The organism is Clostridium cavendishii DSM 21758, assembly GCF_900141845.1.
Taxonomy (GTDB): Bacteria; Bacillota; Clostridia; order Clostridiales; family Clostridiaceae; genus Clostridium_AG; species Clostridium_AG cavendishii.
In genome coordinates, this window is the sequence record NZ_FQZB01000013.1 from 18,145 (window position 1) to 39,344 (window position 21,200).

Here is a 21,200-nt window from a genome sequence, read left to right on the forward strand (position 1 = left end):
CCCCCTCTCTTCTATGTTCTATTATGTTCTATAAAATTTTACCACAGCAAATATTTTTTTACAATAATTTGAAGTTTACTTTTCATATACTTCTCTCTTTAATATTCCTATAAAAGGTAAGTTTCTATATTTTTCAGCATAATCAATTCCATACCCAACTATAAATTCATCTGGTACATCAAACCCTATGTATTTTACATTTAAGTCTGCTTTTCTTCTAGCCTGTTTATTTAATAAAGACACAATTTCTATGCTTGCAGCCTTTCTAGCTTTTAAGTAATCTAATAAATAACTTAAAGTTATCCCTGTATCTACAATATCTTCTACTATAAGAACATGCTTTCCTTCTATATCATTGTCTAAATCCTTAAGTATTCTTACAACACCTGACGTTTGAGTTGATTTTCCATAACTAGATACAGCCATAAAATCTAATTCACACGGAATAGTTATGTATTTTATAAGGTCCGACGTAAATACTACAGAGCCTTTTAAAACACCAACTACTACAAGTTCTTTACCATAATAGTCTTTACTTATGCATTTCCCCATTTCTTGAACCTTTTGTCTTATAACTTCTTCTGTAAACAGTTCACTACTAATATCATTTCTTAAGTTGTATTCCATTTTAAAATTCCTTTCTTAAAAAACTAATTTTTAATAAATTTTTAGTATCTTTATTTATTTTAAATTCATCACTAACCTTAATACCTACAATCCATGCTATTTTATTATCGAAGGTTACTATAGGAATTTCATCCCTTTTATCTTTTGGTATTTTTAAATTTATAAATATATCTTTTATTTTTTTTGTTCCAGTCATACCAATTGGAACTATTTTGTCTCCATCTAATCTTTTTCTAATAATTATAACATTTTTAATTTTGTCATAATCAAAGTATTTTATCAATTCATTATCTTTAAAATTTATATGTTTTTCAAATTTTATTTTTTCGAAACATATTGAATATTTTGCATTACCTAAACCAAAATCTAAAGTTTCACTTATTATATCATTAATTTTCATTGTAATAGACTTATCTTCAAACTTCAATCTATTTGGTTTATTTTTTTCTAACTTAATATCACCATAACTATTAATAGCTTTAACGTCGTTAGGAAGATTTATACTTTTACCTGTGGAACCCTTTTGAAAAGATATTATATCATATATGTGTTTCATTTCAAAATTATTACAAACTCCAGAAAAATTCATCAAAGCTTTCCTCAACACTCTTGTTAATAAAGCTTCCTTTTCCTTAAATGCATCTTTTTTTATAATTAAACTCTTATTGTATTCTAAGCAATATTTATTATAACTTTCTAATACCATAGACTCTATAAATTCATTATCCACATTACACATATAAGCTAATCTATTTAAAGTATTTACTATATCTTTATTAAAATTCTCCTCAATAAATGGAATTGCCTTCAATCTTATTTTATTTCTAGCATAAATATCCTCATAATTTGTTTTATCTATTCTTGGTCTTAAATCTTCCTTTCCACAATAAAACTCTATCTCTTTTCTACTTAGACATAAAATAGGTCTTATATATAGGTTCTCCCTAACCGGCCTTATACCAATTAGGCCTTCCAATCCTGTTCCTCTTATAGCTCTCATAATTATTGTCTCAGCTTGATCATTTAAATTATGAGCTATAGCTATTTTGTTAAGCTTCAATTCATCTTTTAGCTCATTAAAAAATTTATATCTCTCTTCCCTACCAGCCAATTCTGTAGATATACCTTTCTCATTTGCAATATTGTTAATATCTATAGCTTTTGAATAAAACTTAATATCAAGCTTACGACAAAGTTCTTTTGCATATCCTTCATCTTTATCAGCTTCTTCACCCCTTAAGCAATGATTAATATGAGCTGCATATATACATATATCAAGTTCATTTTTGAGCGAATTTAGTATATGTAAAAGGCATACAGAATCAGGACCTCCCGACAAAGCCACAAGCACCTTATCTCCTTGTTTAACCATGGAGTTCTCTATTATATATTTTAAAACCTTATCCTTCAATATCAAACCACACTCCATATATATAATTTATACTTCATTATATCATAACAGATTCACTAAACCTATTATTAACCAAAAAATCTATATTATAAATATATTTAGGTATGGCTAAGCCATACCTAAATATAATCTATTTTATTGCGTACTTAATAAAGGGCAATAACTTTAGATACAACAACCGTCATATCATCCCTACAATGCCCATTACTAATATCCCTAGCCTTCTCTAATATAGCTATTGATAAATCTTTTGGCTGCTTAATCTTAGTGGTCCTCAAAAATTCTAACAGCCAATTTGCACTTGTTTCTTCACTTCTATCAAGCTCTAAAATACCATCACTAATTGTTACTACTATATCCCCATTAGATAACTTTTTTTCCACTATATCTATATCTGTTGCTTCTAATACCCCAAATGGTAATGTTTTTGATTTTATGACCTCAACCTTATTACCCCTTTTTATAAAACTTTCTACAGCACCTACCTTCATAAATTTAGAATCACCAGTATATAAATCTATTTTTTGCATATCCAATGTTGTGAATTTTTCTTCTTCACTAAATCGTATCCCCATAATAGAATTAACTGTATCTATTGCTGTCAATTCATCAAAACCTGCCTCCGAGAATTTCTCCATAAGCTCTACACAAGCTTTACTTTCTGCTCCAGCTTCCGGCCCTGATCCCATCCCATCTGATACTATCACCATATAATGTCCATCTTTCGTTTTACCAAAGCTATAAGAATCTCCTGTATATTTCTCTCCTTGCTTAGGATTTACAGCAACTCCAGATTTTATATGATACTTAGGAGCTTCTTCTATAAGCACACTGCATTTATTAGTTATTGGATCAACAAAACAAGAATCACCTGAAACACTCATAGCCTTTCCTACAACTTGATTAATAACAGGAAGTGCATCTTTTATACAATAATTACTTCCATGGCAGTTATCCATATCTAGCTTTATATTTAAGCGACCATATTTATCATTATAACAAAATACATTATAAAAATTTATACCATTCTTAATCAATGCCTTCTTAACTGTTCTTTCTATTTCACCAGCTAAGGTTAAATCATTATCAAAATCATCCACTATTTCCCCTACAGTTATAGCCATATTATTTATATGTGATGCTAAAAGTTTTCTTCCTTCTCCTAATCTCCTTTTTATCATCTCATTCATAACATGATTATTAATAATTTCCTCTGTATTCTTTATTACTGCAAATTTCCTTATACACTTTCTTTCTAATTCTTGCGGAAAAGTGTCCTCTCCTTCTTCATAACCTTTCACAAGCTCTGAAAATGCATTATAAGTTAAATGTAATTCTCTCTTCCAACAACTGTGCTTCATATCACAAGTACCGCAACTTCTATCTGCTACATTCTCAATCATAGCTGTACTCTTATTTTTAATTAATAATTTTTCATTATCCACTAAATCATTCAAAGTTATACTCATAGTACTTAATACATCTGTAAAATCTCTTAACCTATTTGTTAATTGGTTTTTTATCTTATTAAAATTTAATTCATTTAAGTTATCTTGCTTTTTTTCATTATCAAACTCAATTAAAAAAACTTCATACATTTTGCTTGGTACAGCTAAAAATATTAAAGCTCCAGCTAACACCTCTGCCATCTTGTATATAGTAAATGCCTTAGAGTAAATTATAAGAATCAAAAACACCATAACAAAGGATATTGCACTCAATATTTTGCCAGTTTCTTTGAAAACGCCAGATACCATACCACAAACACCATATACAGATATATATAATAGGAAATTATCCGAAGTAAATCCTAAAACAACTCCTATTGTAAGTCCTACGCTTGCTCCAGTTCCCGCTCCTGTAATATATGAAATTAACATAACAAATGCTATAGCTACAACATTTCTTATAGTCACATTTTGTATACTTATTCCTCCAATACCTGAAATAATAAAACATACTAATAATGATATACTTATAAGTTCTTCATTAGTAAAATAATGCTGTGTATTTATATCATCAATACATTTAAGACCATAATTTATTACGTAATATATTGGATATACTACAACAGTTTCAACTGATGAGCTTATTAAGTTTGCTAATAGAGAATAATGATTCACAAAAAATCCATATCCTAAGTAAGAACAAAATATTGTGCCAAAACTTACATAAATCATTTTTCTATTTTTTATGTCAACAGGTAGATTATTCACTATAAACAATATTAATACAGCAATTAAATACATAGGCATATTTTCTATTTTATTAAACAAAGTAATATATCCTACAAGTACTCCAAAACTTGATGCTACAAATTCCTTTTTATTTTTATAATTACTTGCCAACATAAAAGCTAGTCCAAATGGAGCTATACTTTGTATAGGACTTAAACTTAATCCCAAAACAACTCTGGTAACAAAAAAACCTATAATCGTAGCAATAATTAGCTCTTTTACATTCCCTTTCAAATTTATAAACTTCTTTTCATTTTTCTTATTATTCATCCTCTTATATGTAGATATGTCTATTCCATATTGCATCTATATCCCTCCTACTACTTAACTTCAAGATTATTATACCAAAATCAATTGGAAATATTTGTAATAAAGTGGAGGGAATATTTTTTTTCGTAAGACAGAAAATCTCAATATTCTATTTAGTATTTATTTTTAACATTATTAGATTAAGTTCTTTTTATGCGACTATAACTTAGCTAATGTAATAATTTGTTAATATCATCCAATTAGTATTATATTTATACTTTATCCAAAATACCTAAGTTTTTTGTCGCTATTACTTATATAATGTGATTTTTTAAAATAATTTTATTAGAATAAAACTAAAAACATGCATATATACTAAGAAGGTGGGCTTATATAAAATTCTTATACAAAACAAAGTGATTACACAACGCTTATTTATTTTATCTTAAACTTTATCAAACTTTTAACTTTTAAAAGTTTTATATTTTCATATACGTAAAAAGGACAAAAAAAAATTCATACCTAAGTATGAATTTTCTTGGTGCTTGAGACCGGAATCGAACCGGTACGGTGTTTTAGCACCGCAGGATTTTAAGTCCTGTGCGTCTGCCAGTTCCGCCACTCAAGCATGAAGCTTATTTAAGCACTTTGGTAGCGGGAACAGGATTCGAACCTGCGACCCTTCGGGTATGAACCGAATGCTCTAGCCAACTGAGCTATCCCGCCAAAGTTTATGGTAGCGGGAACAGGATTCGAACCTGCGACCCTTCGGGTATGAACCGAATGCTCTAGCCAACTGAGCTATCCCGCCAAAAATTATGGTTGCGGGGGCAGGACTTGAACCTACGACCTTCGGGTTATGAGCCCGACGAGCTACCAACTGCTCCACCCCGCGATATTATGTGGTGCTTGAGACCGGAATCGAACCGGTACGGTGTTTTAGCACCGCAGGATTTTAAGTCCTGTGCGTCTGCCAGTTCCGCCACTCAAGCACATTATTTTGCCGCATCTCTCAGCGACAAGATTTATTATATGGTATACCTTAAGATATGTCAACACTTTTTTTCAAACTTTTTAACTAACAAAAACAAACAAGTCTATTTTATTTTCCAAATCAACGTATTTCTTACTTTTGCTACATTATTCTTATATAACTTTAAAATAAAACTCTTCTAAAATTCACTAGAAGAGTTTTCTTTTATATTTTATTAGAAATTTTTTTTACCTTTTGATTTAAAGTCTTGATGTTTTTTTACATCTTGAAGCTTTTCTTCACTTTCTTTTAAAAACTTTGACATTATATCTTCAAAGTTATTTTGATTTTGCTTTTTATTTTCAGAGGACCAATCTATCTCAACTGGTTTAACTGATTTTTTTTGTGCTGGCATAGCTTGCTTAATTGATAAGCTTATCTTACCATTGTCATCAATAGCTAACACCTTTACCTTTACTTTGTCTTGTTCTTTAAGATGCACTCTAATATCTTTAACAAAAGAATCAGCAACTTCTGAAATGTGTACTAAGCCAGTTTTGCCTTCAACCTCCACAAATGCACCAAAATTTGTGATGTTTATCACTGTACCTTCTAATATGTTTCCTGCCATTAAGGTCATGTTAAAAAGATTCCTCCTTAAAATATAAATATATGTTATTTTTATAATAACCAAATCTTTAGTGATTATTTCTTTTCAGAACTAATTACTGCCTTTTCTCCAGGTTTAATACTTCCAAGTCTTTCTCTAGCCATCTTTTCTGAATAATCATCAGTTTTAGTTCCTTGAACTTCATCCTTAAGTCTTTCATTCTTCTCTTTAAGCTTATCGAGCTCTCCGCTTTTTTCTTGAATTTCTATTTTAAGATGCCTCATGGCAATTTCTTGTCGTATAAAACTCACTGAAAAAATACAAAGTAAAACAAGTATAACAACATTCCTTAGGGTAAGCCTCTTCTTCATATTAAACCCCTTTTTCATATTCAGTATATACATTCTACCTATATTTTAAACAGTATAGATAATTAATTCAAGATATTTTTAAATTCATTTTTTATTTGAATTTTTATTAAAAAATGCAATTCTAAAAGCATAACTTAAATTTTTACACCCTACTCTGATGCCTTTTAGAAAACCTCTTCCAATTTTATTTTCTACACTTATAAAATATGGTGATACTAATTTTAAATATATTATATCACCTATAAGAATAAAAAAGTATACATATACACTTAAAAGTGCATAATTTACATATAGAAGAAAAATAAATACTAGCATAGCACATAATATCCAAAACAATATATCTTCTATTACTATTATTAATTTAGGGACCCTAAACCCCCTAAACAATCTATATAAGTCAAAAACTACACCTATAATTAAACCTGCTACTAAAGATGATAAAACTATTCTAATTTGAATTTCAAGTGGTAATAACATAATACTATCACCTACTTAAACAGTCTTGAGAAAAGACTTTGTTTTTGCTTTTTCTTAATTTCACTACCAGAATAAACTATATATGAAACATTACCTGATATTATTACATCTCCATTTTGCACATCTAACTTATTCATTTTTAAGCCTTCACCCTTAACAGTAAGCATTCCCAATACTGTATTTAATAGAATTTTTTCATCATCAAAACTCAAAACTTCTATTACGCCTGTTAAATTTAACTTTTTTCTATTTTCTAGACTTAGATTGCTTTTTACATCTTCTTGTTTTATTTCTTTTTTATTCTCCACACTAATTCCCCCTGTAGTTAGAAATTTTAAATATAAATAGAATTCTTGTAATTAATTCTTCTATATTAAGAATATATGACTACAGGACATCCATTATGCTAATATGAATACTATTGTAATTATTTCCACAACGTAATAATACTAATCCAATAGAAAATATAAATATTTTTCAAAAATTATTATATTTTATTTATAACATCTGAAAATATTGGTATTATATTATAATTATAAATATTTCTAAAACATTTATATAAAAAAGAATAAGACTATCAGGTAACCCTTATAGCCTTATTCTTTATCTTCTTCACCCTCTAAAATCTCATACATAGCCTTAGCATCTTCTTTCCTTACATGTTCAGCTATATTTATTATTCTAGCCTTAAGTTCTCTATTACCAAAAACTATTTTGATAATATCGCCTTCTTTTACATCAGTGGATGGCTTAGCAACCTTTTCATTTATACTTACTCTTCCACCTTCACAGGCTTCTTTTGCTACAGTTCTTCTCTTTATTATTCTTGAAACCTTTAAATATTTATCTAGCCTCATTAGATTCTCCCCTTTATAGTTAGTCAAAGAACCCGAGAAATTCCCGGGTTCTATTATAAATAATTGAATTATTTATTTACTTTTTCTTTGAATTCTTTTCCTGCTTTAAAAACTGGAACTACAGATGCTGGTATTTGGATAGCTTCTTTAGTTCTTGGGTTTCTACCTTCTCTAGCAGCTCTTTCTCTAGTTTCAAAAGTACCGAATCCAACTAATTGAACTTTTTCGTTCTTTTCTAAAGATTCTTCAACGCTTTCTATAAACGCCTTTAATGCAGCTTCAGCATCTTTTTTAGTTAATTTACTTTTTTCTGCCATGCTTGTTATTAATTCTGATTTATTCACTTTTTACATCCTCCTTAAAATTGAAGTAATTTACTATAAGTGTTAGAGTACAACAATTAAGTATAAAAGTACTACTACTTACATTATCATATTATATAACCACTTTTTTATATAGTCTATAGTTATATGCACTTTTTTATTAAATTATATACTATGACAACAAATTTTAAATTCCTGATTAATTATATTCTTCATAAAAGGTCAAATTCCTTCTTTGAACACACTATTTTTCTGTTTTTTTTGCATCATTCCATAAAGAATCCATTTCCTCTAGCGTCATGTCTTTTAAATTTCTATTTTCTTCCTTAGCTTTGTTCTCAATATATTCAAATCTTTTTAGGAATTTATCTGAACTTTTATTAAGAGCTAATTCACTATTAACCTTAAGAAATCTAGCAACGTTAACACATGAAAATAGTAAATCACCTATCTCATCTTCTATCATTGCCCTATTTTCTCCATTGTATACATCTTTTACTTCATTTAATTCTTCTTTTACTTTTTCCATAACATCTTCTACATTATCCCAATCAAAACCAACCTTTTTGGCTTTATTTTGCAGCTTATATGCTCTCACCAAAGCTGGAAAAGCATTTGCTATAGAATTCATTTCATCTGTTATAGTATACAAACCTTTCTCTTTTTTCTTTATCTCATCCCAATTTACAAGTACTTCTGAACTTGTATCTGCCTTTATATCCCCAAAAACATGTGGATGTCTTGTTATCATCTTATTACTTATTCCATCTATTATGTCGCTTAAATTGAAATATCCGTCTTCTTTAGCTATAGTTGCATGAAGAACAATTTGTAATAATACATCTCCAAGTTCTTCTATCAAACCTGCATCATCTTTCTTTTCTATTGCATCTATAACTTCATAGCACTCTTCCATAAGACATTCTCTCAAACTCTCATGAGTTTGTTCTCTGTCCCAAGGACAACCATTTTCACTTCTCAATGTCTCTACTATATTCACAAAGTCATAAAAATCTTTTTTATTATTTTCACATTTAGGAATATAAATGGATGTTAGATAATCTATATCTTCTTGCCAATCTAATTCATAAATAGGAATTTTTCTTACTACCTCTTGATCTTTAACTCCTGCTGCTCTCACATAATAAATTTCAGTATCATCATTATAGTATTCTAGAAGCTTCAATTTAACCTCTGAAGCTATAAAGTTATTATATACTTGAGTTATTATAGTGCCTATTCTTCTATCTAAAATTTGATTCTCCATATCAAAAGCATCTATTATTTTAACGCCTTCTATAGGGTCTACCTCTAGTGCTTCAACCATGGCATCTACAAAGCTTACCGCTGGCAAAATCTTATACTCTATATTATTTTTATCACAAAGTTCTATTAGATTCACTACAGATTTTTCTGCAACTAATGGATGCCCAGGAACTGCAAAAACTAAATCTTTTTCTGACTTTGCCTTAACTAAAATATCCTCTGCTATCTTTTTATAAACTTCATCAAAACTATCTGAAGTTTCATAAGCATAGTCATAAGTACTAAAGTTTATACCTTCTTCTTTTAAAAACTCTACTGTTGGATGCTTTTCAGTTCTTAAATATATATTATCATTACTTTTTAATTCTTTAAAAGCTCCAATAGTTAAAGCTTCTGGTGCTCCTGGTCCTAGTCCTATTATCTTAAGCATTTTACACTCTCCTTCAGATATTTTATGATTTTTTTGGTCTTTTTAATCTGTCTTTAATTTCTCCATAACTAAAAACACCTAATATTACAATTAACAATATATATATAATAATACCACAAAATATAGAAATCAAGGTTGCAAACCCATTACTTTGATACATTGAAAACAACTTATAATAAACTACAAGAACTATATTTATCATAACCAAAGCCCCCAAAGCTGGTTTAATCAATGCATCCTTATAATTTATCGAAACCATAAGTTCTTTATGAAGACAAATTATATTCAATATGGATGCTACAACATACCCTCCTACCGTTGCTACAACTGCACCATAAACATTTAAAGTCGGTATAGGTACAAGTATTAGCGTTAATATTATCTTAACAATACAGCCTATTACAAGGTTTATTACGGGTCTAATGTAATGTCCTATAGCTTGTAATATAGCAGTTGTAGTTTGAGCCATTATTATAAACGGTATACTTATTGATAAATACTTTAATATAGTATACCCTTCATACCTACCCGGAAATATAAGCTTCATAACAGGTTCTGCCATAAAGTATAGACCTAAAAAACAAGGTATTGCTATAACAAATGAAAACTTCATTGCTGAATCAATCTTTCTTTCTAATTCTATTTTATCCTTCAAAATAAACTTTTCAGCTATTATTGGTATTAATGATATACTAAGTGCCATTGATAAAGTCAGTGGGATGTTAGTTAAAACCGTTGCTTTACCTGTTAATTGGGCATATAATATCGTAGAATCTTTTGCACTGAATCCAGCCTGTAGAAGCTTTTGTGGCACTAATATAGAGTCTATTAAACTCATAACCGCTCCAACTGTAGCTCCTAATGATATAGGTATTGCAACCCTTAAAATTTCATCCATTATTTTAGGATTACTTTTAACCTTCTTTATTCCATATGCTTGTCTTACTTTTAAATATTTAAACAATAAATATATACCACCTAAAAAGCCTCCTGCTGCTGCACCAAAAGCAGCTCCTCCTGCTGCATACTCTATTCCATAAGGAAGAAGTAAGAATGCAAGTCCAACCCCCACTACAACCCTTCCTATTTGTTCTATAACTTGAGATATAGCTGATGGGGTCATATTCTGTAATCCCTGAAAAAAGCCTCTAATAGCTGTCATTATAGCTATCAAAATAGGTGCTAGACATATTCCTAATAAAGAGTAATAAGCTTTTGGATCCCACTTTAAAAAACTTATTATAGGTTTTGCAAACCCACCTAACATTATAGTCATGCCTGTCCCTAAAATTAACATTATAATAAGTGATGCTCTCATAACCATAAAGGACTCTTCTGACTTGCCAGTAGCATTTTTTTCAGAAACTATTTTTGAAACCGCCATTGGTATTCCTGATGCTAAGGCTATAAAAAACATATATAGAGGATATGACATTTGGTAATATCCTACCCCTTCATCACCTATTAACATAATCAATGGCCATCTAAAAAATATACCTAAAAATCTAGTTAATATACCTGCTACACCTAATATTAAACTACCCTTTATAAGTGATTGTTTTTTCACTGTAAACACCTCCAAATTACTTAATAACTATTAATTATTATTGTAAAGTTGGAGGTATTATACATATTTTTTTAAAAATTATGAATATATTTTATTTATGTTGTCAATAATCTAAAGGGTTTAGATGTATTGGTGCTAGTTTATTGTTCCATTTGTTTGCCTAAAAATGATGCTGCTGTTTCAGCAAGCTTCATTTCAAGCTCCCCAAAAATCTCTCCAGATTGCTTTGATAGAATTATAACTGCACCAATTGCATCGCCTTCAGCTATTATAGGAGCAATAACTTGACATGAATATTTATTTTCTACGTCTTCTTCTCCATATAATGAAACAACTTTTCTTTCACCTGTTCCTAATAAAACAGATTTTCTTTCATCCATAATAGTATCTAACTCATTAGTAACTTTCTTTTCTAAAAAATCCTTTTTACTAACTCCACTAGCTGCTATAAATGCATCTTTATCTGCAACTAATACTATATGTCCGATAGATTGTTGTAAAGATTCAGCATACTCTTTTGCAAAGTCTGTAAGTTCTCCTATTGGAGAATATTTCTTTAGTATCACTCCACCTTCTCTATCTGTAAAAATTTCTAAAGGATCTCCTTCTCTTATTCTTAGAGTCCTCCTAATTTCTTTTGGTATTACAACTCTTCCTAAGTCATCAATTCTTCTAACAATACCTGTAGCTTTCATCAGTCGTTCCTCCTTAAAGATTTAATTTCACTTGTCTTATTACATTCATATTATTTTTCAGTTTTGAAATTTTATACACAGAATTGGTTATATTTATATAAGATTATTTTTTTGAATTTATGAATAAAAAATAAAAAAGTATTATCTTATTTACTTTTTTACTTTTTAAAATTATATTCACAAAAGTATTATCTTATTTACCTATATAAAAATACAAAAAAAGGATATTGAATAAATATTAATTCATTCAATATCCTTAATTTAAATTATTTTATTTTATCCTCGTAAACTTCAACCTTTAATTCTTTTTTCCAAGTTTCAAGCTTTTTAGTTGTTTCTTCTTGTTCCTTTTGTTTTAATAAGTTTTGTTTAATACTATCCTTAACGTTAGCAACTTTTATTAAATGCCATCCAAATTGAGATTTTACCGGACCAGATACTTCTCCTTCTTTTAACTTCTTAGCAGCAGCCATAAAGTCTTTATCCATTTTATCCGTACTAAATGGTACAAAGCCTAAACTTCCACCAGTGTTCTTAGTTCCATCAGTTCCGTATTTAGCAGCTAAGTCTTCAAATTTAGCTCCCTTATCATATTCCTCTTTTATTTTTTTTATTTCATCTTCAGTTGGTACTACTATATGATATATTGTAGCACCTGGATCTTTTGTGTATTGTTCTTTATTTGTTTCATAATATTTATCCACTTCTGCATCAGTAACTTTTAAATCTTTTCCTATATATTCTTGTAATTTTTGTTGAATATATTGATTCTTCATATATTCCTTAAATGTATCCATAGTCATTCCATTAGTTTTTAAAGCTTCTTCTAGCTTCTTATCATCATTTCCATAAGCAGTTTTAACTTGCTTTATTCTCTCATCTACAAACTTATCCGCATCAGCTTTATCTTGACCTACTTTAAGTTTTGCAGCTTCTTTAATCACTACCTTTTCATTAACCATACCATCTAATATATCTTTTCTTTGCTTTGCTAATGCATCTTTAGCTTCTTGATTTTGGTCATACTTATCACCATATTGACTTTTCATCTGTTCTATAAGTGGTTTCATCTTATCATCTACTTCGCCTAAAGTTATTTTGTCCCCATCAACCTTTGCTACTGTTGTTTTTCTTACTGCCTCTGGTGTCTTTTGTATCATATCACAACCGAAAACAGAGAACATAAGAACTCCTGCTATAGCAGTTACAACTACTTTCTTAACATTTTTCATCTCTTTCCCTCATTTCTTTTATTTAACATATTATAAGATTACAGCTAATATTTAGTATATCAATTTATTATACAGAATTCAATTTACAATTTGTAAATTATTTAAGTTATGTTAACTCATCTAAAAACTTTTTAAATACTTCTAGAAGTTCCTCAGACCTTGTGTCCCTCATTCTATAAGCAAAGTATGGTTTATCTCCAAACTTAAAAACTATATTGTTTTTATATTCTTCTAATAATCTTTTAAATATAACTTTATCTGTTCTCTCTCTACTTTGAAATTTAAATACTATTTGCCCATTCATCTCTTTTACTTCTTCTATATTTAAGAGCCTACACTTACTCTTAATATACGCAATATCCATCAAATTATATACTGGCCTTGGTATAATAGAAAATCTATCTTCTAATTCATCCTTTACTTCCATGTAGTCCTTTATATTTTCTATTGCAGCTATTTTCTTATACACTTCTATCTTTTGAGTTTCGTCTTCTATAAAATCAGTATCTATAAAAGCATCCGCCTTTATATCTATAGTTGTTTCTACAGGCTCTTGCTCTATTTCACCCTTTATAAGCTTTACTGTATCCTCTAACATTCTACAATATAAATCATATCCAACAGAAGCCATATGACCATGCTGGGCTGACCCCATCATATTTCCAGCTCCTCTTATTTCTAAATCTCTCATAGCTATCTTAAATCCCGAACCAAGTTCAGTGAAGTCCTTAAGTGCCTTTAACCTCTTCTCTGCTATCTCTGTAAGTACTTTATCCTTTTGATATATGAAATATGCATAGGCTATTTTATTACCTCTACCAACCCTACCTCTTAACTGATAAAGTTGAGATAATCCCATCTTATCCGCATCATATATTATCATAGTATTAACATTTTGTATGTCTATACCTGTTTCTATTATAGTTGTGCACAGTAAAATATCCGCTTCTTTATTCATAAAAGCTATCATTTCAGTTTCTAATTGTCTTTCTGTCATTTGTCCGTGAGCTACAGTTATCTTACATTCAGGAACTAAATTTTGTAAAAAACTAGCCATTCCTTGTATATGTTCTACTCTATTATAAACAAAGAACACTTGCCCACCTCTATTTTTCTCTCTAAGTATGGCATCCCTAATAAGTTGTTCATTTTGTTCTACAACATAAGTTTGAATTGGATACCTCTCCTCTGGAGGTGTTTCTATAACCGATATGTCACGAACTCCAGTTAAAGACATATGAAGTGTTCTTGGGATAGGTGTAGCACTCAAAGTTAAAACATCTACATTCTTTTTTATATTTTTTATTTTTTCTTTTTGAGTTACCCCAAAACGTTGTTCTTCATCTACTATTAAAAGACCTAAATCCTTAAATTGAATATCCTTAGAAACTAATCTATGTGTTCCTATAAGTATGTCTACATTCCCTTCCTTGACAGCCTTTAACGTTTCCTTTTGCTGTTTTGTAGTCCTAAATCTACTTATCATATCTATAGCAACTGGAAAATCAGAAAACCTTTTTTTGAAGTTTTTATAATGCTGATCAGCTAAAATTGTAGTAGGAACTAAAAAAGCTACCTGCTTGCCATCCATTACAGCCTTAAATGCAGCTCTTACAGCAACTTCAGTTTTACCATACCCTACATCTCCACAAAGCAACCTATCCATAGCCTTATTTGATTCCATATCCTTTTTAATTTCTTCTAGCGAACTTAATTGGTCTGGTGTTTCTTCAAATGGAAATTCATCCTCAAATTGTTTCTGCCATTCTGTATCCTTTGAAAATTTATGCCCTTTAAGTGTACTTCTTGCCGCATATAATTTAACTAAGTCCTCTGCGATTTCATTTATAGAACTTCTAACCTTTGCCTTTGCTTTCTGCCATTCAGTTCCACCAAGTTTATTAACCTTTGGTGCCTTTCCCTCAGAACCTATATATTTTTGTACTAAATCTAACTGATCTACAGGAACATAAAGCTTATCACCTTTAGAATACTCAATATCTAAATAATCTCTTTTATGACCTTCTACCTCTATTTGTTTAATTCCCTTATATACACCTATACCATTATTTACATGAACAACATAATCACCTTGCTTTAATTCTGCAAAGCTTTTTATTTTTGAAACACCTTTTTGTTTGTTCTGCTTTTTAGAAATTTTTCTTTTTGCTTCTCCAAAAACCTCTTTATCTGATATTACACAAAGTTTAAGATCTGGGTACTCATATCCTTTCAATTGGTTTCCAAAGGTTATAACTACCTCTCCAAACTCTATATTATCAACTTTGTCCCTATAATTGCTTTCTACACCCCTATCTCTCAGCGTATCAACCAATCTTTCCCCTCTCGGCCTTGTACCTGAAAGTATTAATGTTTTATATCCTTTAGATTTCTTGCTTTTGATATCATCTATTAATAGTTCTAGCTGCCCATGATAATTATTACTAGTCGTTTGATAGAAATTATACTGTTTAATATCACCCAAAAAATCATTATTTTTCTCAAAGCTATTTAATGTAATGACATCCACAAGTTCAAACCCCGCTCTGATTCTATCCAAGCTAATAACTAATTCTCCTTGCGAAGGCAGTATATTACCTCTTTGTAAGAATGCAGAATAATTCTCTTCAAATTCATATACTACGCTTTCAAGTTTACCTTTACATCTTTGTGTATCATCAACTACTACAAGAAAATCTTTAACATAGTCAAAAAAGGTAGCTGGTTTATCAAAAAAATAATTAATATAACTATCTATAGTTTCAAAACTCCAGCTTTCTTTTATAGCCTCTATATTCTTATTTACTGTTTCATTAATCTTAACTATGCGTTCCTTGTCATTTGAAGATTTCATTATCTCTTCAAGTTCTTTTTGCATCTTATTTATAGCTTTATTTATAGCTTCATCGCTTAAGATAATCTCTTTAGCAGGAAATATTTCTATACTTTTAACCTTATCTATACTTCTTTGAGATTCAACATTAAAGCTTCTTATTGAATCTATCTCATCTCCGAAGAGTTCAATTCTAAAAGGATGTGATGTATGAGGAGGAAACACATCTAGTATCCCCCCCCTTAAAGAAAATTCCCCTTTTCCTTCGACTACTTCCATTCTTTCATATCCACACTCTACTAGTTTTTTACTAAGCTCTCTAAGATCAATCTCTTTTCCTACTTTTAAAGAAAAGCTGTGACTTTTATATAACTCTATTGGAGTATATATAGTTGAAAATGCCTCTATAGAAGTTACTATTACCTTTCTTCTTGAGTTTAACATTTCCTTTATTACTTTTAGCCTAGCCCACCTTAAGTCTCCAGATATAGCATCTATATTATAAAATACCACTTCTTTAGTAGGAAAATAATACACATCTGTCATATATAAATTTAAGTCTTCATAAATATTTCTAGCTTCTACATCACTATGAGTAACTATAACTATAGACTTTTCTTGTTTTTCATATATAGCATTAATAAAATAACTTTTACCTGATTCTGAAAGTCCTAATATTCCAACAGGCAATTCTCTATCTTGTATGTTTTCAATAACTTGCTTAAATTTCAAATCCTCTTTTAGTGGATTAATTAATCCTTCAAGTCTCATACAATTCCACACCCTTTCTAACTAAAAAGCTTAGATATACGAAGAAAATAATAGACACCTACTTGGTCTATTATCTTTGAATATATACTAATTCGCTGAAAATCCATTGAATTTATTCATTGCACTTTGAAGTTCTTCTTTTATTATAACTTCTATAGCATCTACTGAAGCCTTAATAGATTTCTCTAGAATTTCATTTTCTTCCTTTGTGAATTTTCCAAGAACATGAGATACCAAATCATGCTCTGGAGCACCAACTCCAACCTTTATCCTTGGGAAAACATCACTGTTTAAATTTGAAATAATACTCTTTATTCCATTATGACCTCCAGCACTTCCCTTTGCTCTTATCCTAAGCTTACCAACGTCTAAACTTATGTCATCATATATTATAATAATCTCTTCATTTTCTATTTTATAAAAGTTCTTTATTTCCCTTATACTTTCTCCGGAAAGATTCATATATGTTGTAGGTTTTAAAAGTATAACCTTTTCACCACCTATATACCCATCGCCGTACACACCTTTAAATTTTTCCCTATTTATATCAATATTATACTTGCTAGCTAAATAATCTATTACTTCAAAACCTATATTATGTCTAGTATTTTCATACTCTTTCCCTGGATTACCAAGTCCTACTATTAAAAACATTATCCGCCCTCCATTTTAGTAATAAAAATCTAATTTTAATTATATCATATATGTTTAATTATAGTTATTACAAGTACCTTACAAATAATAAAAATTTACCTGTCATTATAACAGGTAAATTTTTATTTATTTTCTAATAGCACTATTGATAAATCTTGCTTCTCATCATCTCTTAAAACCTTACATGGAATTGTATCACCTATTTTGTGAGAATCTAAAGCTGATAATATATCTTCTAGCTTTTTAACATTTTTCCCATCAATTTCTACTATTATATCAGTAGGTCTCATACCAGCTTTAGCTGCACTTCCGTTTCTTTCTACATTCTTTACATATACACCCTCTATATCTTCATCTTTCTTAGATGTTATGCTTGCTCCATCAAACCCAAGTCTTACTCTCTTTACTTTTCCATAATTCAATATAGAATCTATTATCTTTTGAGCTTCTTTTATTTCTAAAGCATATCCAAAGCTACTATTTTTAAGATACTTTTGAGTTAATGTCCTGCTATTTATTCCAACTACTTCTCCATTTACATTTACTAAAGCTCCTCCTGTATTTCCATGTTCTATTATAGCTCTAGTTTGTATAACTTTATAACTTTTCTTATCAGCCGACTCTTCTCTACCCACTTCAATTTTTTTATTTTTTGAATTTACTTCCCCAAATGTTACAAAACCTATATAATCATCGCCCTCGGAGTTTCCCACAGCTATAACTTGATCACCGGGTTTTATAAGATCTGTATCTGCAAATTTGGCTACAGGTAGATTATTAGTATCTATTTTTACAACTGCCAAATCCGAAACTATATCACTCCCTATAAGCTCTGCTTTAAATGGTTTCGAACCTACTCCAGACAATTTAACAAATATATCCTGGTTATTATTCACAAGACTATAATTGGTCACTATATACCCATTATTTTTTATTATCACTCCGCTACCATTTAATTCGCTTTCATTACCAAGCTCCATATTTTTCTTATCTGAACCAATGCTAACTATACTCGGCGCTACTTGTTTTATAGCCTTATTTATAATACTTTCATCATAAATAGCAGTGTCATTTCTATTAATTACTTGAAATATTGTTTTATTTCCCATGGAAATATTGTTTCCGTATTTTCTTTGAATAAAATAAACTCCTCCAACTGCTCCAGAAAGTGTTGCTATAAGAACAATACTAATTAATTTAAAAGATTTTTTTATATTATATTTAGTTCTGTTCTGTTTTATTTTTATGCTTCCAGAATCTTCATTAGAGTCTTTTGGCTTGACTTTTTTAATAACTTCTCTAATTATCTTTCTGTCTTTTTCCATTAACCAACCTCCTGCGAACTATTTAAGCATATAAAAACCTAATAATAAACTATATTGAATGTTTCTCAAAATGCCATACCTATAATGACCTCTTCAAAGTAAACGTAAAAACAACACCTGAATCCTTACTCTTATTTTCTACCCAAATATCTTCACCATGCTGAGTCAATATCTGTCTCACTATAGGCAAGCCTAATCCAGTACTAACCTTATTTGTCCTAGATTTATCTGATTTATAAAATCTATCCCAAATATATTTTTTTTCATCCTCAGAAATAGCTGAACCTGTATTAAATACATCAATCCATACTTTGTTCCCTTTAGCTCTTGACGTTACTTTTATGTTTCCACCTTCACTACAATACTTTATGGCATTATCAACAAGGTTTGTCATAACCTGTATAAGTCTATCTCGATCACCAATTACAAAAAGATGTTGATTCTCAAGTACAACCTCTGCATTTATTTTCTTTTCTTTAATTTTTTGTTCTGTACTTATTACACAATTTTTTATTATTCCATTTATATCAATCTCAGTAAAATCAAGTTTTAATTTACCCGCTTGCATAGTTGATAAATCCAATAAATCATTAACTAATCTTGTAAGTCTTTGAATTTCATTATATGCAATTTCTAAATAATAATTTTCCTTATCCTTAGGTATTACTCCATCTAAAATACCAGCTATAAACCCTTTTATAGATGTTATAGGAGATCTTATTTCATGTGATACATTAGAAATAAACTCCCTCCTATTTTGTTCTACCTCTTCTATTGAGTCGGCCATAACATTGAATGAATTTGCAAGTTCTCCAATTTCATCATTAGAATTTATAACTACTCTATTTCCTATTTCTCCTTTAGCTAACCTTTTTGCGGCTAAATTAATACTAGCTAATGGTGCTATCAATATCCTTTGGCAAAAATAATATATTATAAAGGTAGACCCAGCCAATGCTATAATTGCAGTCGTCCAAATTATTGAATATACTTTTTTAAGTGGCTCTTTAACTTTTTCCATAGGTGTAATCATAACAATTACTCCCCTAAATATATTATTATACATTACTGGTTTGTAATATATATATTGATTTCCTGAAAACATTTTATTTTCAGTAGTTTTTTCCTCTATAGCGTTACCTAACTTAAGCTCTTCCATATTTTTAATGTCTAATTTCTTAGGTATCAAATTACTATGAGCTGGATTAGTAACTCGATATATATACCCATAACTATCTGTTAATAATATATCTGACTGTATAGAATTAGAAACTATACTCAGAATGCTATTCAAATCACTTGAAGTATATTGTCTTGGATTACGGTAAATCTGCTCCCCCACAGCTTTCTCTATTATGTTAGCTTGAATATCAAACTCACCTTTTCTTTGTTCAAAATAATAATCCTCAAACCAAGCAGAAAGCACACTTGCTATAATTATAAAGGTTATTCCTATAATAAGCGTAAATGTAAATAACAGCTTAGCAACTAAACTATTTTTTTTCATTTACTTCACCTCAAATTTATAACCTACACCCCATACTGTTTCTAATTGCCAACTTAATCCACCCTGAAGTTTTTCTCTAAGTCTCTTTACATGGACATCTACAGTTCTAGAATCTCCTGGATAATCATAACCCCAAACTTCACAAAGAAGTTGTTCTCTTGTATATACTCTATTTTTATTTAGGGCTAAATAATATAAAAGTTCAAATTCCTTTGGAGGCATTTTTACCTCTTCACCCTTATATGTAACTCCATAAGAATTAGCATCTATAATCAAATCATTAAATTGCAGTGTTTCTTTACTAGTTGAATCCACTGTATATCTTCTCATTACAGCCTTAACTCTAGCTATAAGTTCCTTTGGTTCAAAAGGCTTTACCATATAATCATCTGCACCTATCTCTAAAGCTAATACCTTGTCAAAAGTTTCCCCCCTTGCAGTTAGCATAATAACTGGGGTTTCTCCTTCTCTTCTAATCCACTTTAAAACGTCTAATCCATCTATATGTGGTAACATCACATCCAAAACAACCAAATCTGGTTTATATTCTAAAAATAATTCCTGAGCCATCTTTCCATCTTTAGCTACCCTTGTTTCATAATTGCTATTTTCTAAATACATTTTTATAACTTCACATATATTTTCATCATCATCTACAATAAGAACTTTTCCCATTATACCTTCCATTTGTATCACTCCTAATAAATATTTATATTCTTAATTTACCATAACTATTTAACCTTTTAATATACTTTTGTGAAAATGTTACAAATTATTCACCTTAA

Annotated in this window: 18 protein-coding genes and 5 tRNA genes; all 23 read right to left on the reverse strand. The window is 29.6% G+C overall.

Features of this window, described 5'->3' with window-relative positions; genetic code table 11:
• Nucleotides 1-75 precede the first annotated feature (75 nt).
• Complete coding sequence (gene hpt / locus BUB01_RS15010; RefSeq protein WP_072989631.1) at nucleotides 76-627, reverse strand: hypoxanthine phosphoribosyltransferase; 552 nt, start codon at nucleotides 625-627, stop codon at nucleotides 76-78.
• 1 nt (nucleotide 628) lies between these two features.
• Nucleotides 629-2,038 carry a tRNA lysidine(34) synthetase TilS gene (gene tilS, locus BUB01_RS15015; RefSeq protein ID WP_072990184.1) on the reverse strand — a complete coding sequence of 470 codons (1,410 nt, stop codon included), beginning with the start codon at nucleotides 2,036-2,038 and terminating at the stop codon, nucleotides 629-631.
• 146 nt (nucleotides 2,039-2,184) lie between these two features.
• The gene (gene spoIIE, locus BUB01_RS15020; protein WP_072989635.1) at nucleotides 2,185-4,581 is read right to left on the reverse strand and encodes a stage II sporulation protein E; all 2,397 of its coding nucleotides are present in this window, start codon (nucleotides 4,579-4,581) and stop codon (nucleotides 2,185-2,187) included.
• A gap of 482 nt (nucleotides 4,582-5,063) precedes the next feature.
• Nucleotides 5,064-5,152: transfer RNA gene (locus BUB01_RS15025), tRNA-Leu, on the reverse strand.
• Between the two features lie 21 nt (nucleotides 5,153-5,173).
• A tRNA-Met gene (locus tag BUB01_RS15030) sits at nucleotides 5,174-5,250 on the reverse strand.
• A gap of 8 nt (nucleotides 5,251-5,258) precedes the next feature.
• Nucleotides 5,259-5,335: transfer RNA gene (locus BUB01_RS15035), tRNA-Met, on the reverse strand.
• Between the two features lie 8 nt (nucleotides 5,336-5,343).
• Nucleotides 5,344-5,419, reverse strand: a tRNA-Met gene (locus BUB01_RS15040).
• 8 nt (nucleotides 5,420-5,427) lie between these two features.
• Nucleotides 5,428-5,516, reverse strand: a tRNA-Leu gene (locus BUB01_RS15045).
• Between the two features lie 216 nt (nucleotides 5,517-5,732).
• Complete coding sequence (locus BUB01_RS15050; RefSeq protein WP_072989638.1) at nucleotides 5,733-6,137, reverse strand: S1 domain-containing RNA-binding protein; 405 nt, start codon at nucleotides 6,135-6,137, stop codon at nucleotides 5,733-5,735.
• A gap of 65 nt (nucleotides 6,138-6,202) precedes the next feature.
• A complete protein-coding gene (locus BUB01_RS15055; RefSeq protein ID WP_072989641.1) occupies nucleotides 6,203-6,478 on the reverse strand; it encodes an FtsB family cell division protein in 276 nt (91 codons plus the stop codon).
• An 84-nt stretch (nucleotides 6,479-6,562) separates the two neighbouring features.
• Nucleotides 6,563-6,955, reverse strand: a complete 393-nt coding sequence (gene yabQ / locus BUB01_RS15060; RefSeq protein WP_072989644.1) for a spore cortex biosynthesis protein YabQ — start codon at nucleotides 6,953-6,955, stop codon at nucleotides 6,563-6,565.
• A gap of 11 nt (nucleotides 6,956-6,966) precedes the next feature.
• Nucleotides 6,967-7,263 (reverse strand): sporulation protein YabP, encoded by a 297-nt coding sequence (gene yabP / locus BUB01_RS15065; RefSeq protein WP_072989646.1) that lies wholly within the window; start codon nucleotides 7,261-7,263, stop codon nucleotides 6,967-6,969.
• Nucleotides 7,264-7,551: 288 nt separating this feature from the next.
• Nucleotides 7,552-7,812: an RNA-binding S4 domain-containing protein gene (locus BUB01_RS15070; protein WP_072989648.1), complete on the reverse strand. Its 261-nt coding sequence runs from the start codon at nucleotides 7,810-7,812 to the stop codon at nucleotides 7,552-7,554.
• 68 nt (nucleotides 7,813-7,880) lie between these two features.
• On the reverse strand, nucleotides 7,881-8,156 hold the full coding sequence (locus BUB01_RS15075) for an HU family DNA-binding protein (protein ID WP_072989650.1): 276 nt from the start codon (nucleotides 8,154-8,156) through the stop codon (nucleotides 7,881-7,883).
• A gap of 223 nt (nucleotides 8,157-8,379) precedes the next feature.
• Nucleotides 8,380-9,831 (reverse strand): bifunctional methyltransferase/pyrophosphohydrolase YabN, encoded by a 1,452-nt coding sequence (yabN, locus tag BUB01_RS15080; RefSeq protein ID WP_072989652.1) that lies wholly within the window; start codon nucleotides 9,829-9,831, stop codon nucleotides 8,380-8,382.
• A gap of 22 nt (nucleotides 9,832-9,853) precedes the next feature.
• Nucleotides 9,854-11,398, reverse strand: a complete 1,545-nt coding sequence (locus tag BUB01_RS15085; RefSeq protein ID WP_072989654.1) for a putative polysaccharide biosynthesis protein — start codon at nucleotides 11,396-11,398, stop codon at nucleotides 9,854-9,856.
• A gap of 140 nt (nucleotides 11,399-11,538) precedes the next feature.
• Complete coding sequence (gene spoVT / locus BUB01_RS15090) at nucleotides 11,539-12,093, reverse strand: stage V sporulation protein T (protein ID WP_072989657.1); 555 nt, start codon at nucleotides 12,091-12,093, stop codon at nucleotides 11,539-11,541.
• 266 nt (nucleotides 12,094-12,359) lie between these two features.
• Complete coding sequence (locus tag BUB01_RS15095) at nucleotides 12,360-13,325, reverse strand: peptidylprolyl isomerase (protein WP_072989662.1); 966 nt, start codon at nucleotides 13,323-13,325, stop codon at nucleotides 12,360-12,362.
• A gap of 106 nt (nucleotides 13,326-13,431) precedes the next feature.
• Nucleotides 13,432-16,929, reverse strand: coding sequence for a transcription-repair coupling factor (mfd, locus tag BUB01_RS15100; RefSeq protein ID WP_072989665.1), 3,498 nt, complete (start codon nucleotides 16,927-16,929; stop codon nucleotides 13,432-13,434).
• Nucleotides 16,930-17,016: 87 nt separating this feature from the next.
• Nucleotides 17,017-17,583, reverse strand: coding sequence for an aminoacyl-tRNA hydrolase (pth, locus tag BUB01_RS15105; RefSeq protein WP_072989668.1), 567 nt, complete (start codon nucleotides 17,581-17,583; stop codon nucleotides 17,017-17,019).
• A 122-nt stretch (nucleotides 17,584-17,705) separates the two neighbouring features.
• Nucleotides 17,706-18,908: a S1C family serine protease gene (locus tag BUB01_RS15110; RefSeq protein ID WP_072989671.1), complete on the reverse strand. Its 1,203-nt coding sequence runs from the start codon at nucleotides 18,906-18,908 to the stop codon at nucleotides 17,706-17,708.
• Nucleotides 18,909-18,987: 79 nt separating this feature from the next.
• Nucleotides 18,988-20,415: a sensor histidine kinase gene (locus BUB01_RS15115; protein WP_072989675.1), complete on the reverse strand. Its 1,428-nt coding sequence runs from the start codon at nucleotides 20,413-20,415 to the stop codon at nucleotides 18,988-18,990.
• Nucleotides 20,416-21,102, reverse strand: coding sequence for a response regulator transcription factor (locus BUB01_RS15120; protein WP_072989678.1), 687 nt, complete (start codon nucleotides 21,100-21,102; stop codon nucleotides 20,416-20,418). It lies immediately after the preceding gene.
• Between the last annotated feature and the right edge of the window lie 98 nt (nucleotides 21,103-21,200).

What these genes read in the sequence shown, in the direction of transcription:
- hpt (WP_072989631.1), bottom strand. Translation starts at nt 627, where the DNA reads ATGGAATACAACTTAAGAAATGATATTAGTAGTGAACTGTTTACAGAA.
- BUB01_RS15055 (WP_072989641.1), bottom strand. Translation starts at nt 6,478, where the DNA reads ATGAAGAAGAGGCTTACCCTAAGGAATGTTGTTATACTTGTTTTACTT.
- mfd (WP_072989665.1), bottom strand. Translation starts at nt 16,929, where the DNA reads ATGAGACTTGAAGGATTAATTAATCCACTAAAAGAGGATTTGAAATTT.
- BUB01_RS15095 (WP_072989662.1), bottom strand. Translation starts at nt 13,325, where the DNA reads ATGAAAAATGTTAAGAAAGTAGTTGTAACTGCTATAGCAGGAGTTCTT.
- pth (WP_072989668.1), bottom strand. Translation starts at nt 17,583, where the DNA reads ATGTTTTTAATAGTAGGACTTGGTAATCCAGGGAAAGAGTATGAAAAT.
- spoIIE (WP_072989635.1), bottom strand. Translation starts at nt 4,581, where the DNA reads ATGCAATATGGAATAGACATATCTACATATAAGAGGATGAATAATAAG.
- BUB01_RS15115 (WP_072989675.1), bottom strand. Translation starts at nt 20,415, where the DNA reads ATGAAAAAAAATAGTTTAGTTGCTAAGCTGTTATTTACATTTACGCTT.
- yabQ (WP_072989644.1), bottom strand. Translation starts at nt 6,955, where the DNA reads ATGTTATTACCACTTGAAATTCAAATTAGAATAGTTTTATCATCTTTA.
- BUB01_RS15050 (WP_072989638.1), bottom strand. Translation starts at nt 6,137, where the DNA reads ATGACCTTAATGGCAGGAAACATATTAGAAGGTACAGTGATAAACATC.
- BUB01_RS15120 (WP_072989678.1), bottom strand. Translation starts at nt 21,102, where the DNA reads ATGGAAGGTATAATGGGAAAAGTTCTTATTGTAGATGATGATGAAAAT.
- yabN (WP_072989652.1), bottom strand. Translation starts at nt 9,831, where the DNA reads ATGCTTAAGATAATAGGACTAGGACCAGGAGCACCAGAAGCTTTAACT.
- BUB01_RS15110 (WP_072989671.1), bottom strand. Translation starts at nt 18,908, where the DNA reads ATGGAAAAAGACAGAAAGATAATTAGAGAAGTTATTAAAAAAGTCAAG.
- spoVT (WP_072989657.1), bottom strand. Translation starts at nt 12,093, where the DNA reads ATGAAAGCTACAGGTATTGTTAGAAGAATTGATGACTTAGGAAGAGTT.
- BUB01_RS15070 (WP_072989648.1), bottom strand. Translation starts at nt 7,812, where the DNA reads ATGAGGCTAGATAAATATTTAAAGGTTTCAAGAATAATAAAGAGAAGA.